This is a genomic window from Paenibacillus sedimenti (assembly GCF_014534655.1).
Classification (GTDB): domain Bacteria; phylum Bacillota; class Bacilli; order Paenibacillales; family NBRC-103111; genus Paenibacillus_E; species Paenibacillus_E sedimenti.
This window is the reverse complement of record NZ_JACVVD010000005.1, coordinates 297,008-310,646: the sequence shown is the minus strand read 5'-3', so window position 1 is coordinate 310,646 and position 13,639 is coordinate 297,008. Positions and strand designations below refer to the sequence as shown.

Here is a 13,639-nt window from a genome sequence, read left to right as displayed (position 1 = left end):
TTAGGAGGGAAAATATGAAATACAGACCGCTTGGCAGCACCAGATTACAGGTAAGTGAAATTAGCTTTGGCACATGGGCCATAGGGGGATCATGGGGAAACGTGAATAACGCTGATTCTCTCCAAGCGCTTCATCGCGCTATGGATGAAGGCGTTAACTTCTTTGATACCGCTGATGTTTACGGCAATGGGCACAGCGAGGAATTGCTGGCGAAAGCAACTGCCGGGCGCGAAGACAAGATTCATATCGCGACCAAATTTTGCCGCAGCGCGGATATTCATAACCCTGCGACATATTCGGAGCAGGCCGTTCGCGCCTTCTGCGAAGGGAGCCTGAAACGGCTGCAGCGCGAAGCCATCGATCTGTATCAAATTCACTGCCCGCCGCTGGAGATTTTGAAGCAGGGGGATGTTTTTGAAGTGCTCGACAAGCTGCAGGCCGAGGGTAAAATCCGCCACTATGGCGTAAGCGTGGAAACCGTGGAGGAAGGATTATTTTGTTTGGAGCAGCCGAACGTGCGGGCGCTGCAAATGATCTTGAATCTGTTCCGGCAAAAGCCGCTCGAAGAGCTGCTGCCAGCCGCACACGCCAAAGGCGTCGGCATTCTGGCGCGACTGCCGCTGGCGAGCGGATTGCTCACCGGCAAGTTCAAGGAGCAGACGCAGTTTGAAGCGGACGACCATCGACGCTTCAACGAAAACGGCGAACACTTCAACGTTGGCGAAACGTTCGCCGGCCTTGGCTTCGCCAAAGGCCTCGAACTGAGCCGCCAGCTGGCGTGGATCGCCGAAGGCCGCGAAAGCATGACGCGCGCTGCGCTGCGCTGGCTGCTCGATCAAGAAGCCGTGAGCTGCGTCATCCCCGGCTTCAAGAACACCGCGCAGGTGTTGGATAACCTGCAGGCGGCGAATATCGCTTCCTTCAGCGAAGATGAGCTCCAAGTGTTGCAAACGTGGTACCAACGCGAGGTGCATGCACATATCCGCGGCGCTTACTGAGTGTTGGGGATAGTGAGTTGAGTAGCGAAGACCAGCGCTAGCCCCCGCACGCAAGAGCTACAGCACGAAAACCGCATACTTATGCACATTTTCCGACTCTAGGCTGCTTAAGGCAGCGGCCACTTTAACGCTGAAAATCGTCGTTAACAGGGACAGCGAGCGATACGCACTTCAACACATCGCACACCAAAAAACCGTGCGCCCAGAGCGCTTATGCTGCTCTGAGAACACGGTCTTTTTCTCTGGCTGCGCCTACAGAAACTGAATGCAAACCGGCATCGATACCGCTGCCGTTTGCTCCGTCGCTTCCAGCTTCCCGGTTTCCGCATCCACGCGGAAAACCGTGATGCTGTTCGACGCCTGATTCGCCGCTAGCAGGTAGTCCCCCTGCGGCGACAAAGCAAAATTGCGCGGCGTCCGCCCGAGCGTCGCCTGCAGCTGAACCAAGGACAGCGTGCCGCGCTGTCTGTCCGCGGCATAAACCGCGATGCTGTCGTGCCCGCGGTTCGATACATACACATAGCGGCCATCCCTCGAGAGATGGATGTCCGCGCAAGTGTTTTCGCCGCTGTAGCCTTCCGGCAGCGTCGAAATGCGCTGGAACGCGGTCAATTCTCCCGCGTCCGCATCAACCTGCATCGCTGTCACGGTGCAGTCCAGCTCGCCTACCGCGTACAAGAACCGGTTGTCCGCGCTATAAACAAAATGCCGCGGGCCTGCGCCCGGCGTTAGCACCGCTTCTCCGTGCGGCACGAGATCGCCGCTCTCCGCGATCGCGTAAATGACCAGCCGATCGATTCCCAGATCGGCGGAAACCGCAAACCGATTGTCCGGCGACGGAACAATCGAATGTGCATGCGGGGCCTCTTGGCGCTCCGCATGCGGTCCTAATGCACCTTCGTGCTGCAGCAATTGCGAGTGCTCGCCGAGCTTTCCGTCAGCTTCTATCGGGAACACCGTGACGCTGCCGCTTGTATAATTCGCCACATACGCGCGACGACTTCTCCCCTCCAAGCTGACGTAGCATGGCGCTGAGCCATGCGTCGGCTGCCGGTTCAGCTTCTTGAGCCTCCCTGTGCCCTCTTCAATATCGTACGCCGCAGCCGAGCCTCCGGCTAAACCGTTATATTCCTCTGTTTCGCTGACCGCGTACAGCTTGGTTCGAGCTTGATTGATCGTCAGGAAGGAAGCGTTAGGAAGATCCGTATACGCTTCCACCAGCTTGATCTCCCCATATTGCCGATCAAAAGCATACAATCCGATTCCTTGTTGATTATGTGTATCCGTATACGACCCTACGTACATATACATCATATTTTGATCCGTTGTCATTGATTCTCTCAACCTCCATTAGACACTTTCATACTTCTCTTAGACGATTGTACCCCTGTCCTTCGTTTATTAATCAACCCGGTAACAAGCATCGCAAGGACGGCCCCATACAGTGCAAGCTCCATATCATGCTGGGCATCCCAAGGATCCCCTTGCGTCCCTAGAAACAACGTTCCGATTTCGGGAGCGACAATCATCGCCACCCACATTTCAATCAGCTCATAGAAGGCGCCTAAAGCTAGAACGATCGTACACGTCATGACATACAACCATCTGCTCCTGAGCCGTGTCCACGCACCCATCGCTTCATGGATCGGATAAGCCAGCAGCAAGCCAAAGTTGAAATGCACCAACCGATCGTAATGATCCCGCTCAGCATGCAACAGCTGTTTGAGTAAGACATCCACCATATTTTCGTTATAAGAATAATGAGCACCCCAGGTATGCAGGGCAAGAAATAACGCGATAAGCGTATAAGACAAATTTGTAAAAGCAAATCGGGAATAAGTGCCGACTAACCCAACCAATGTGGCCCAAATCAACAGATTTTCAAGAAACCAGTCGAATCTGCTGTAGGGCGAGACCGCCAGCCAATTCCAAAAGCCTACATACAAAACAATGATGACTTGCAGCGGCCAATTATCTCTGAACGGGATCCCGTTATTCAGCCACAAACTTCGTTTGTCTGTCATGTACATCACCTCTAGCCCCCTTGTTTTCTTTACAAGGATAGGTTAACGCGAGGAGCCATTTTCCAGAAGTACTAACTTTTCGTAGTACTAAACAAATCGTATTTCACTTCCGAGAAATTATGAAGCATCCGCTCCTCCGCTGCCGTCTGGCCGGTTCTCCTATCAATCACCTTGCGCCAGATCTCATTTTCGCGATAATAACGGCCTTCTTTTTCGAGAAAACGATGATTTCTTTCTTCAATATGGTAGGCATGCGGCAGCAGCTCGTCACAGTGAACGGAACCCTTTAGGTGCTCATCCGTCAGCCACAAACGAAATTGAAATAGATGCTTCGTCGGATTATAAATCCGCAAATCGATGTAATTGTAAAAGACGCTCGCTCCACTCCCGAAAGGCAGCACCCGATGATCGTCCGGGAACGGATCGAAGCTGTGGTGATGACGTTCAACGACCTGCAGCGGCGTATGCAAAACCATCCAGAAAAGTAAGTTCCCTAGCTGGCAAATGCCCCCGCCAACACCGCTCGTCACGCCCCCTTGTGATAATAGCATGCCAGGGATATAGCCTTTCGCTGCCGTCGTTTTTCCAACTAACCTCCAAAACGAAAACGTTTCGCCGGGCCTGATTATAATACCGTCCATCTGACCCACGCTAATGCGCAAGTTCGTAATTTTATTTTCCTGCAGAATGGGGTCTGTTGACCCAAGTTTTCTTCTTAAAAGGGACTGATGCTTCTTACACATATAAGGAAGTGAAATGTCCGTCCGGAGGCGTGCAAACCGGATGCCCGGGCTAAGATTAACCACATGCCGCTGAAGTCTCAACTGAGCAATACGCAGTCGGTAAAGCGAGGGATATAATTTTAATATTTTTTGCTTCAACACGCACATCTCCCTTTGTATCCTTGTTTCGCGGGTTGTGGGGCAATTGTACATCGATTATAATAAAGCCGAGATGTTAAGCACCTGATCAAAGAGGCCGAAAACCGGATGTGCCAAGACGATAAACAAACTTGTTATGACTTTGACCTGCAGATAGACAATTCGAAGAAAAACCGTGCCGTTTAGTGAGCTGTCCCTCTAAACAGCACGGTTTCTTTGTTATTCCCTAAAAAACGCCAAGGTAGCGTCGAACGCCGCTTCCAAATTAGGCGTTGTACCAGCGAAAGGGTGCACTGCGCCGAAGGTATGATTCCCGCCTTCAATTGTAATGACCTTGTGCTGAGGAGCCGCTTCGCGCAGCTTGGCGAAGCCCTCTTTCAGCCTCGGCGAATCCTGATCTCCTTGCACCAAAAGCACGGGTATCGCCAGCGTTGATAATCGCCGCACGATATCCAAACGCTCGCCGTTTTGCTGCAAGTCTTCATAGAACGTCGCATGAAGCGGCATCAATTGCCCGGTTCGCGCGTTCAGAATGTACGCAACGCCTTGCTCAATGATCTGAGCTTTGAACGCCGCATCGAACAAATCCGGATTAGCGATGCCGTTCCAGGCCGCGATCGACCGAATTGGCGGGTGTTCACTTGCGAAAATGACACAGCCACCTCCCCCACGGCTGTGCCCCAGCAGATGAATGCGCTCCATATCTGCATATTCCGCATGCGGAAGTTTCTTAGCAAGCACAGCCAGATAAATCAGCTCCAAATCCTCTTGCTCACGGGAATATGTATTAACCGCAAACTTGTGCAGCTCATCAAAATCCGTTTCATTCACGCCGTTGCACGAGAAGTTAAACGTAACTACATAAAAGCCTTCTTCCGCGAACCGGGAAGCCACGTACGGAAAGAGTCCCCAATCTTTAAACCCTTTGAAACCATGACAGATAATGATAACCGGAGCCGGTTTCGCCGCTTCCTTCGTCTGAAAGCGAACTTCCCCGCGAATATAGAGCGGTTCGCCGGTTTCCAAATGCCCTGCCTGCAGAATAAAAGGCTCTTTGGCGACCGTTGTTGATGGCTGACTCATCCTTCATCATTCCTCCATCCATAATGTCTAGCATATCAATTGGAAACAAATGTATTGTAATAGCTCTCGTAAGCCATCCATGCGGCTGGTCTGTTCATTTAAGGGCGCAGCTCATACAAAGAGAGCGTTAACTCAGTGCCATGGTATGCAGTCTCGATCGTAGTTCTATAAGAGACCATCTCTGATAAAGTAGCGAGTATGTAAGCTTGACTACCCTCTTGTTTTATTACTTTTTCCAAGGATCCATACTCAAAATTGCCCCATGAGGAAGCATCAGCAGCTGCATGCGGGTCGATCCAATAAGGAGTTTCAAGCCCGTGGAACCAGGCCGTTTTCATGACATGCTCAGCAAAAGAGCCTGAGCCATAGATGTTTACCGACCGGACGCCATCCTTTTTGAGGCGGCGAATCGCTTCAAACAGCATGGACCCGCTGCCGAAACCGTCACGCTGGCGTAAATAATATTTATATAAATAATACGGCATTTGACGCGTAACCATGCCTTGCGGCCAGTTGGCGTTCAGAATCTCCGGCCCGTAGTTGCATATATCGATGAACGCATCTCCGCCTTGCGCGAACCATGCGTCGTCCACCTGCTCGCAGATTGGCGTAATATATACCGTGCAAAAATTATCCTGATGCGTCAAATCGCCAAGCATCTTGGCTTCTTCCGGCATCGGCATATCAATGACCCGATGAAGCGGCTTGCTCCAATCCGCGATCTCATCGGATGCACGCTTCAATATATCCCGCTTTACCGACAGCAAGTACGCGTAATACTTCTGGAAGGTCAGAACACCTTCCTGGCTTGCTTTTTTGAATGCAAATTCCTCTTCTGCATGCATGAGCCCAGCCATTATCGGCAGCACCCGCCCTGTCTCATCTTGCTCAAAACGCAGCGTAGAACCGAATTCTCCCATCATCAGCTCCTCCACGAAAGCAGGACTTCTGGCAATTCGGCGGCCCAGTTCACTACCCTCTCCCCCTGATCTAAGCAAACAGCGGATGTCCATCCCGTTTAAGCGCAGCTCATTCAGTCTATCACTGCCAACTGCGAGCAGATGTATCATCTGGGGCGTGTACCCTGCCAAACTGACGATCGTTTCCAAGGCAAGTTGGATGGTGCCATTGAACCCGATATCGACGGTAATCAGCTTTTCCGGCGAGCTGAACTCCTGCTTCAAGTAAGCGATAAAAAGCTGTCTGTTCCTCTCAATAGCTTCCAGCACCTTATCCCGAACGTTGTCTTCCAAAAGATACGCTCGCAGACTCGATGCAAGGGAGCCTTCGACTTTTTTATCCAAATCAGCTGCAAAAAGCCCCGCTTCCTCAGAGATGTCGAGAAGCTCGAAAATCTCTCCAACCTTTACCCCCCGTATACCTAATAGCTTATCCAGATCTGCCCGGCCAAAAGTTTGAAGGCCTGCCAGGTAAGTCCCCTGTCGGGATACATAGATCGGCTTCACTTGCAGCTCCACGCCTCGCATGCGGGCCGTCGCTTCAAGCATCGGGGCAAGCAAATAAGCTTCCCTCATCAAAGGATGCACCTCGCGCGCACCCGCTTCCACACACGCATCGACAACCCATTCGCATAGCGACTGCAGATAAGGTCCGAGCACGCTGGCTCCAAAACGGTAAAACTGCTTTTCCCGTTCGCCCATTCCCGTAATCGAATCCGAAGCTTCAGCCAGTTTCCGTAACGACTTCCATGCCGGCAGAACATCGCCGTGCCGTACGTATTCCCAATGATAGCGGCTCTCGAAATGTTCCGGAATCACGTTGTAATGAATTGACCGTATCCCTTCTCTGGCTGCACCATCTATATCAGCTGCCATATTGTCGCCAATGTGGAGGATGGCGCCAGCCGCAATATCGGGATACAACTCTTTCAATCGCGCAAACAGCCGCCCCGAAGACTTGCCGTCATGCTCTTCCGATGAGACAAGCAGCGTGTCGATGCACGCCAAATCAAGTCCGGCGGCCTGAAGCACGAAGCGAAGCTGCCCGGAAGATAAATACATATCCGATAACAGCGCGATCGGGATTTGCCTCTCTCGGCATGCATATAGCAGGGATGCAACGTGAGGGTTCAGATAGCACGCTTCCGCTTCCGTTTCCAACTCGATCTGAGCCAGCTTGCTTGGGTCGCCAAGCGTAGGCGGGCATTCGGCGTATATTTGTGCAAGCGTCACTTCGCCGAAACCATGCAGCGATCTTTGCCGTTCTCGCGCTCTGCGCTCAGCAAGAATGCGGATCTCTTTGAATGATCCGGGTGTAACGGATGCCTGTAACCAGCCTGCGTGAAGTGCCTTCTCGGCGACTTGTACGAATACGTCCGATGGACTGGCGCACGTCCTGAATAATAAAGTATCGAAAATATCCAGACTCAGCAGCCGAATCGAGTCCCAATCAGCAGCTGCCTGCGCTAAATAGCGATCTTTTTTCCATAAATAAGGATCTTTGTCGCTTACGACTTCCGGCGTTGCTTGCAGCATGACGAACCTCCTTAGATTTGATTGAACAAAGCTTGTTATTGTGGAAATTAAAAAAATCTGTATGCTTGAACTATAATAGAATTCATGAGGAGGCGCTACCATTTATGTCCAATCAACCGCTCATTTCTGTCATTATCCCTACATATAATCGTCCGCTAGAGCTCAGTGAACTTGTAGAATCCTTATCGCGTCAAACATACCAAAACCTGCAAATCATCATCGTCAACGACTTTGGGCCGTCTGTCGATTTCATTGCTGAGTTATACCCGGAACTTCGCATCCAAATCGTGAACATGCCGCAAAATCTGAAGCACGTTCACGCCAGAAACCGCGGGCTGCAAGAGGTCCGAGGCGATTTCATCATGCTCTGCGACGACGACGATATGCTCCTTCCGATTCACGTCGAGCGTATGCTTCAAGAGATTGAAGGCTATGATCTCGTCTACGCGGACGTCGAAATTTTCGATTACGTCATCGATCAGGGAATGCGAAAACCTACGGATAGATTCGTCTTCGCTTATGAATTCGATGTACCTGCGATGCGGAAGTTCTCCACCTTCCACGCTTCCGGGTGCTTGTTTCGCCCAGAGCTGCTTGACAGTTTAGGACCTTTTGACACTGAAGTGTTCCATTACTGGGACTGGGACTTCTTCTTGAGAGCCGCTGAACGTTACCGCGTCAAACGCGCTCGCGTGGCAAGCGTGCTCTACGCGTTCTCCCGGCAAGGCGGCAATATGTCCGGGCAATTGAACGATATGCGCCCTTATTTGGACAAGCTATCGGCCAAACACCAGCTCGGCGAGCTGCCGACCAAGAACTTCTTCCTCCTTCTTGAAGAACCGGAGGTGAAAAGCCGCAGGGCAGCTACAGAAATACTATGGGACGGGGAGCCTATCCGCTCACGCTATTCCAAATAACCCTTCGACGCATACATGCTGCGATATTCGCTCGGCGTCATCCCTTCATGCTCATGAAAGCGCTGGTTAAAGTAGCTGGCGCTTTCATACCCTGCTTCCTTTGCAATCACTTTTACATGCAAGGTCTCTTTCTCAATCAACCGTTGTTTGGCATACTGCATGCGGCACAGCGTAACAAAAGAGAGCGGCGTCATCGACATCGCTTTGCGGAACAATTTGCAGAAGTAGTAGGGACTCACGCCAGCCTGTTCGGCCCACTCCTCAAGAACGAACGGCTCGCAGGCCTTTTGCTGCATGGAGGGGAGCAAGGCGAGAATCCGGTCAACCGATTCCATTCCCCGATTCCCGGTTAACGGTGCCGCATAGCTCATGAATTCGCTTAGAATCATGTACGTCAAAGTCGTCAACTTCGTCGTACGAAGAATATTATTCGCCTCCGCCTCCAGCAACAGCTCATGGAACGCTTGCTCCAGCTCACTCCAACGCTTCAGTGTCCACAGATTGCGCAAGAACCCTTTTTCCAGCAAAAACTCTTTCAATTGATCGCCGTAAAAATGCACCCACCGCACGTCCCAAGGGTCATCTTTACTGCTGTAGTACTTCTGCTTCTGATGCGGGAAATACAAAAAAGCGTCTCCCTTTTGCAGCATATGCTGCATGCCGTCAAGCTCCACATACCCTTTGCCTGAGATGATAAAATGCAGGCTGTAGGTCGTCCATTGCCCTTCCGCCCGATCAACGCCATGTGTCGGAGTGTTGTAGTACCAACCCACGGACTCCGGAAAAATAAAGTAAGATGATTGCTGCAGCGTAGGCAGCATCACATGTCTTATCATGGCACTCCCTCCAGTCTCGAAATGACAATATTCCGATATCAGGTACAATATATTATCATATTCATTTTAAATAATCAGTTTTATAATGACAATAAAGCGTTATAAATTTATTCATAACAGGAGTGTTGATCGCTATGACAAAGCTTCGCTGGGGAATTCTGGGTTGTGCAGGAATTGCGATTCGAGCTTGTATCCCAGGTATCCAAAAGTCTGAAACGGGTGTTGTAACGGCTATTGCCAGCCGGAATTTGCAGAAATCGCAGGAAACCGCCGCTCAGTTAGATATCCCAACAGCTTACGGCAGCTACGAAGAACTTATCGCCGATCCGAATATCGATGCCGTATATATTCCGCTGCCCAATCATCTGCATAAAGAATGGACGATACGCGCTGCTCAGGCCGGCAAACACGTCCTTTGCGAGAAACCTGCAGCGCTTACCACCGTTGAAGTCGAGGAAATGGTAGCCGCTTGCGAGTCAGCCGGCGTTCTGTTCGCGGAAGCATTCATGTACCGCCACCACCCTCGTTACGAACGCATGAAGGAAATTATCGCATCAGGGGAAATCGGCGACGTTCGCGGTATTCACGGCACATTTACATTTAATAATCCGGGAGATGCCAAAAATGTCCGTTTTGTCAAAGAATGGGGCGGCGGCTCGGTGTATGACGTAGGCTGCTATCCGATCAGCGCGGCGCGACTGCTGCTTGGCAGAGAACCGGAAGCGGTAACCACCCATGCGTTCTTCTCTCCGGAGCATGATGACGTTGACATGATGATGTCCGGCCTGGTTGAATTCAGCGGCAGCGTCGCGTTGACGTTCGACTGCGGCATGTGGGCTAATTTCCGCAATACGGTAGAAGTGCTGGGAACGCTTGGACGGATTGAAGTGCCGTCTGCATTTGTAACGCCAACGGAAGAAAGCGGGCATTTCATCGTATACACAGCGGAGGGACGACGCGAAGAGAAAGTCCCTTATTTGAATCAGTACGCCCTTCAGGCAGACGATCTGGCATATGCCGCTTGGGGAGAGAAACCGCTGCGCTTTGCCCCGAGGGACGCCGTTAACAATATGAAGGTCATTGACGCTTGCCTGCAATCCGCAAGAGAACGGTCCCGAATCATTATTAAACAATAATTAGCGAAAGGCTGGAGTGAACATGAAGCATATTCAAATCAAAGGACTAGATAAGCCTGTTTCCCAACTGATTATGGGTTCTGATTTTTTCAGACTGGATAACCCTGAAGAAGTCAGCAGTATCCTTGAACATTATTTATCAATTGGCGGGAATACAATTGACACAGCCTTCATTTACTGCGGCGGTGAAAGCGAACAAGCCATCGGCAAGTGGCTGGACGAAAACGGAAATCGGGAAGTCATGAACATTTTTACAAAAGGCGCGCATCATGACGCTAATGGTCCACGCGTAAACAGGGAAGCGATTCACAGCGACCTGCTCACAAGCCTGGAGCGCCTTCGCACCGAATATGTTGATCTGTATGCCCTGCACCGCGATGACCCGTCCGTTCCGGTCGGCGCTATCGTGGAAGCGCTCAACGAGCAGGTGGAAGCCGGAAGAATTCGCACATTCGGCGCTTCCAACTGGACGCACCAGCGACTTCAAGAAGCAGCCGACTATGCGGAGCGGAACGGTCTGATTGGCTTCAGCTTCAGCAGCCCCAACCTGAGCCTCGCCAAAGCGAATGAACCGTTCTGGCCCGGCTGCGTTTCGGCTGATAGCGATGCGCTTGAATGGTACGCAGCAACACAGCTGCCGCTGCTGTCCTGGTCTGCTCAAGCAAGAGGATTTTTTAGCGGGCGGTTTACGCCGGAGAACCGTGAGAACGCGGATCTTGTCCGCGTCTTCTACAGCGACGCCAACTGGACGCGGCTGCGCCGCGCCGAACAGCTGGCGCAAGAGAAAGGCGTCAGCGCCATCCAGATCGCGCTGGCCTATGTGCTGAATCAGCCGTTCCCGACCGGCGCGCTCATCGGTCCGCGCAGCGAAGCGGAGATGAAATCGTGCTACGTGGGCGCACAACTGAAGCTGACTGCGGGGGAGCTTGCTTGGCTTGACTTGGCCGAAGCAACGGTATAGACGTAGAAAGACCACCCCGCGGTGGTCTTCTTTGTTTGCAAAGGCATCAGGAAAGCTCCTGATCGATTGTGCCTGACTTGGCTTGAGGTTATTGAATGGATTGCAGGTGCTCGTCAAGACGATCCCAAGTTTCGCTAATTCCCTGCTCCATCCCCATATCCAAGACGGCTTTGAGCGCTTCGGCCGAAGCGTATTTACCCCGATTGATGAGCTTCGTCTTGCCTTCGTACTCTTCAAAAGTTATCGTAACCTGCGAAGATGGCATCCCTTCCGCTTCATTGCCTTGTGCATCCGAGAAATAATCGACGAAGGCTATCTTCTCCGGCTCTACGATTTCCCGGTAGACCGCTTTGCCCCAAGACTCCATTCCGAAAAAGTCCCCTTGTTTCTCATCGATGCACTTCATGCAGTAATGCCAGATGCCTCCCGGACGGAAATCGACGTTGCAAACCGTAAGCGTCCATCCGCGAGGCCCCCACCAGTGCTTCAGATGCTCAGCCTCGGAGAACGCTTTGAATACAAGCTCGCGCGGCGCATCAAAGACACGCTCCAGAATAAGTTCCTGACCTTCTACCTTAGTAATCATTTGGTTCGACATTGAAAATTCCTCCTGAAATTTAGTTTTGTTTGTTTTCTTTGGTTCGCAGCTTCTGCAAGTAATGATCCAGAGCGTCGAGTCGTTCATCCCAGACACCTCTGTAGGTTTCAAGCCAAGCGTCAAGTGCTTGGAACGGCTCCAATCGGAGCTTATAGTTCCGGCGATTAGCTTCAGCTTGCACCTCGACTAGCCCGGCCTCCAGCAGGACACGCAGATGCTTCGAGGCTTGAGGCTGGCGGAGTCCAAGCCGATCGGCGATATCCCCTACGGTCAAAGGACCGTCGAGCAGGAGCTCCACAATGCGTAAGCGGGTGGGTTCGGCCAGTGCGCTAAATGTCGTTATATCCATAATTCGCATGTTCCTTTAATGAATCGAGTGTTCACATAGGGTACGGCGTAGCATCTTCTTCCATTTCCAGTCATATCAGGCCACCTCGTTTCATTTGATAGTTACCGTATACCGTACTCACATTTATAATATACCATCTAAGGAATATTCCTGTCAAGGAATATTATATTCTATTCCATAAGGCATTTTTGTCTATACCTAAACTCTCCATACCATTCCTCTGCTGAAGTATGACATGATGACTACATGTGTAAACCATATATTGGAAAAATGGAGAGTGCTAATATGGATTTTCAATTTCGTCCTTTACAATTGCCAGAGGATTATGAAGCCATCGCGAAAGTGTTGAACCAGTTCTGGTCAGAGCCAACCACGGCTGAGAAACTCAAAGAGAGCGACGATAAGTTATATGAAATCGGCCGTACTTGGACAGATGAAAAGGGATTGCTTCAAGGCTACGATCGGGAACGACTAGTAGCAACGAATGAACAAGGGGATGTCATCGGGTATGCATGGTCATGGCGAGCGCCTTGGACAGAGCCGGGTTATCTTTGCAACACGTTAGTTGTGGATACAAAATATCGCAAGCAAGGCGTTGGTCATGCCCTTTTGCAGCATGTTGCGCAATGGGGCTCATCACTTGGCGCAGCTACACTTGTATCAGAGCTATGGGATGATGACGCAGACGCCCTTCGTTTTGTAAAACAAAGAGGATTCACGATCGAGCGTCGTTCCTTTCAATCTGTTCTTGAAATCGCATCTTACGATGATCAGTTGGGTTTGGATCTTTTACTTCAAATACAATCCGAAGGGTTCCGCTTCATTACGCTTGCCGATCAACCGGGTGAAGAGAGTGAACACAAGCTCTACGAGTTGTATAAACATACCTTAGTGGATATTCCTGGCTATCTAGGGGATGTGCCTGATTTCACGGAATGGCGTAAATGGTATTTGAATGTCGATGGATATCAGCCAGATCTGGTTCTTATTGCTGTGCATGATGACGAATTTATCGGCGTAACACATTTGTTGTATAATACTCGGACACAAGGCATGTACCATGAGTATACAGGCGTTCGCAAAACATACCGTGGAAAAAAGATTGGTACTGCATTAAAGATACAAGCCGCCCAATTGGCCAAACGACTTAACGCTCGATATGTGCGTACCGATAACGATTCTTTGAATAAACCGATCCTATCGATTAATCACCGACTCGGCTATAAGCCGCTCCGCGGTCATTATCGGATCATTGCTCCTCTCGATAAAGCACTAAGCAGATAGACTATATATCCATGGACATGATAAGATACGAGTAAGCGTTATCCAAGGATTTCCGGTTTTGCCAAAGCAAAGCCCAG

At 50.9% G+C, this 13,639-nt stretch carries 13 protein-coding genes; 5 read left to right on the top strand and 8 right to left on the bottom strand.

The features are described 5' to 3' along the window. The first annotated feature begins 14 nt into the window (after positions 1-14). Positions 15-998 carry an aldo/keto reductase gene (locus tag ICC18_RS16885; RefSeq protein ID WP_188175607.1) on the top strand — a complete coding sequence of 328 codons (984 nt, stop codon included), beginning with the start codon at positions 15-17 and terminating at the stop codon, positions 996-998. 252 nt (positions 999-1,250) lie between these two features. On the opposite strand, the gene ICC18_RS16880 is transcribed toward ICC18_RS16885, so the two are convergent. The 5 genes from ICC18_RS16880 to ICC18_RS16860 form a co-directional block, all read right to left on the bottom strand. Next, positions 1,251-2,330: a lactonase family protein gene (locus ICC18_RS16880; RefSeq protein ID WP_188175606.1), complete on the bottom strand. Its 1,080-nt coding sequence runs from the start codon at positions 2,328-2,330 to the stop codon at positions 1,251-1,253. A gap of 8 nt (positions 2,331-2,338) precedes the next feature. Next, positions 2,339-3,028: a DUF2238 domain-containing protein gene (locus tag ICC18_RS16875; protein WP_223192655.1), complete on the bottom strand. Its 690-nt coding sequence runs from the start codon at positions 3,026-3,028 to the stop codon at positions 2,339-2,341. Positions 3,029-3,093: 65 nt separating this feature from the next. Beyond that, the gene (locus ICC18_RS16870; RefSeq protein ID WP_188175605.1) at positions 3,094-3,912 is read right to left on the bottom strand and encodes a VanW family protein; all 819 of its coding nucleotides are present in this window, start codon (positions 3,910-3,912) and stop codon (positions 3,094-3,096) included. 210 nt (positions 3,913-4,122) lie between these two features. Beyond that, a complete protein-coding gene (locus ICC18_RS16865) occupies positions 4,123-4,986 on the bottom strand; it encodes an alpha/beta hydrolase family protein (RefSeq protein ID WP_188175604.1) in 864 nt (287 codons plus the stop codon). 98 nt (positions 4,987-5,084) lie between these two features. Then, positions 5,085-7,481: an HAD family hydrolase gene (locus ICC18_RS16860; protein ID WP_188175603.1), complete on the bottom strand. Its 2,397-nt coding sequence runs from the start codon at positions 7,479-7,481 to the stop codon at positions 5,085-5,087. Positions 7,482-7,585: 104 nt separating this feature from the next. On the opposite strand from ICC18_RS16860, the gene ICC18_RS16855 reads away from it, so the two are divergent. Next, a complete protein-coding gene (locus ICC18_RS16855) occupies positions 7,586-8,398 on the top strand; it encodes a glycosyltransferase family 2 protein (RefSeq protein ID WP_188175602.1) in 813 nt (270 codons plus the stop codon). Here ICC18_RS16855 and ICC18_RS16850 read toward each other — a convergent pair. Then, entirely contained in the window at positions 8,386-9,234 is an 849-nt protein-coding gene (locus ICC18_RS16850) for an AraC family transcriptional regulator (RefSeq protein WP_188175601.1), read from the bottom strand. The two genes, ICC18_RS16855 and ICC18_RS16850, sit on opposite strands and share 13 nt — an antisense overlap. A gap of 134 nt (positions 9,235-9,368) precedes the next feature. Between ICC18_RS16850 and ICC18_RS16845 the strand changes: the two genes are divergently transcribed. Together ICC18_RS16845 and ICC18_RS16840 are read left to right on the top strand one after the other, a co-directional pair. Beyond that, a complete protein-coding gene (locus ICC18_RS16845) occupies positions 9,369-10,370 on the top strand; it encodes a Gfo/Idh/MocA family protein (protein WP_188175600.1) in 1,002 nt (333 codons plus the stop codon). A gap of 22 nt (positions 10,371-10,392) precedes the next feature. Then, on the top strand, positions 10,393-11,331 hold the full coding sequence (locus tag ICC18_RS16840) for an aldo/keto reductase (protein ID WP_188175599.1): 939 nt from the start codon (positions 10,393-10,395) through the stop codon (positions 11,329-11,331). An 88-nt stretch (positions 11,332-11,419) separates the two neighbouring features. On the opposite strand, the gene ICC18_RS16835 is transcribed toward ICC18_RS16840, so the two are convergent. Both ICC18_RS16835 and ICC18_RS16830 read right to left on the bottom strand, forming a co-directional pair. Continuing rightward, on the bottom strand, positions 11,420-11,929 hold the full coding sequence (locus tag ICC18_RS16835; RefSeq protein WP_188175598.1) for an SRPBCC domain-containing protein: 510 nt from the start codon (positions 11,927-11,929) through the stop codon (positions 11,420-11,422). Between the two features lie 19 nt (positions 11,930-11,948). After that, positions 11,949-12,278, bottom strand: coding sequence for an ArsR/SmtB family transcription factor (locus tag ICC18_RS16830; RefSeq protein ID WP_188175597.1), 330 nt, complete (start codon positions 12,276-12,278; stop codon positions 11,949-11,951). A gap of 285 nt (positions 12,279-12,563) precedes the next feature. Between ICC18_RS16830 and ICC18_RS16825 the strand changes: the two genes are divergently transcribed. Then, entirely contained in the window at positions 12,564-13,562 is a 999-nt protein-coding gene (locus ICC18_RS16825) for a GNAT family N-acetyltransferase (protein WP_188175596.1), read from the top strand. The last annotated feature ends 77 nt before the right edge of the window (positions 13,563-13,639 follow it).

Bases quoted from the DNA above. Each gene is read 5' to 3' on its own strand.
- ICC18_RS16885 (WP_188175607.1), top strand. From the start codon at position 15: ATGAAATACAGACCGCTTGGCAGCACCAGATTACAGGTAAGTGAAATT.
- ICC18_RS16880 (WP_188175606.1), bottom strand. From the start codon at position 2,330: ATGACAACGGATCAAAATATGATGTATATGTACGTAGGGTCGTATACG.
- ICC18_RS16875 (WP_223192655.1), bottom strand. From the start codon at position 3,028: ATGTACATGACAGACAAACGAAGTTTGTGGCTGAATAACGGGATCCCG.
- ICC18_RS16870 (WP_188175605.1), bottom strand. From the start codon at position 3,912: ATGTGCGTGTTGAAGCAAAAAATATTAAAATTATATCCCTCGCTTTAC.
- ICC18_RS16865 (WP_188175604.1), bottom strand. From the start codon at position 4,986: ATGAGTCAGCCATCAACAACGGTCGCCAAAGAGCCTTTTATTCTGCAG.
- ICC18_RS16860 (WP_188175603.1), bottom strand. From the start codon at position 7,481: ATGCTGCAAGCAACGCCGGAAGTCGTAAGCGACAAAGATCCTTATTTA.
- ICC18_RS16855 (WP_188175602.1), top strand. From the start codon at position 7,586: ATGTCCAATCAACCGCTCATTTCTGTCATTATCCCTACATATAATCGT.
- ICC18_RS16850 (WP_188175601.1), bottom strand. From the start codon at position 9,234: ATGATAAGACATGTGATGCTGCCTACGCTGCAGCAATCATCTTACTTT.
- ICC18_RS16845 (WP_188175600.1), top strand. From the start codon at position 9,369: ATGACAAAGCTTCGCTGGGGAATTCTGGGTTGTGCAGGAATTGCGATT.
- ICC18_RS16840 (WP_188175599.1), top strand. From the start codon at position 10,393: ATGAAGCATATTCAAATCAAAGGACTAGATAAGCCTGTTTCCCAACTG.
- ICC18_RS16835 (WP_188175598.1), bottom strand. From the start codon at position 11,929: ATGTCGAACCAAATGATTACTAAGGTAGAAGGTCAGGAACTTATTCTG.
- ICC18_RS16830 (WP_188175597.1), bottom strand. From the start codon at position 12,278: ATGGATATAACGACATTTAGCGCACTGGCCGAACCCACCCGCTTACGC.
- ICC18_RS16825 (WP_188175596.1), top strand. From the start codon at position 12,564: ATGGATTTTCAATTTCGTCCTTTACAATTGCCAGAGGATTATGAAGCC.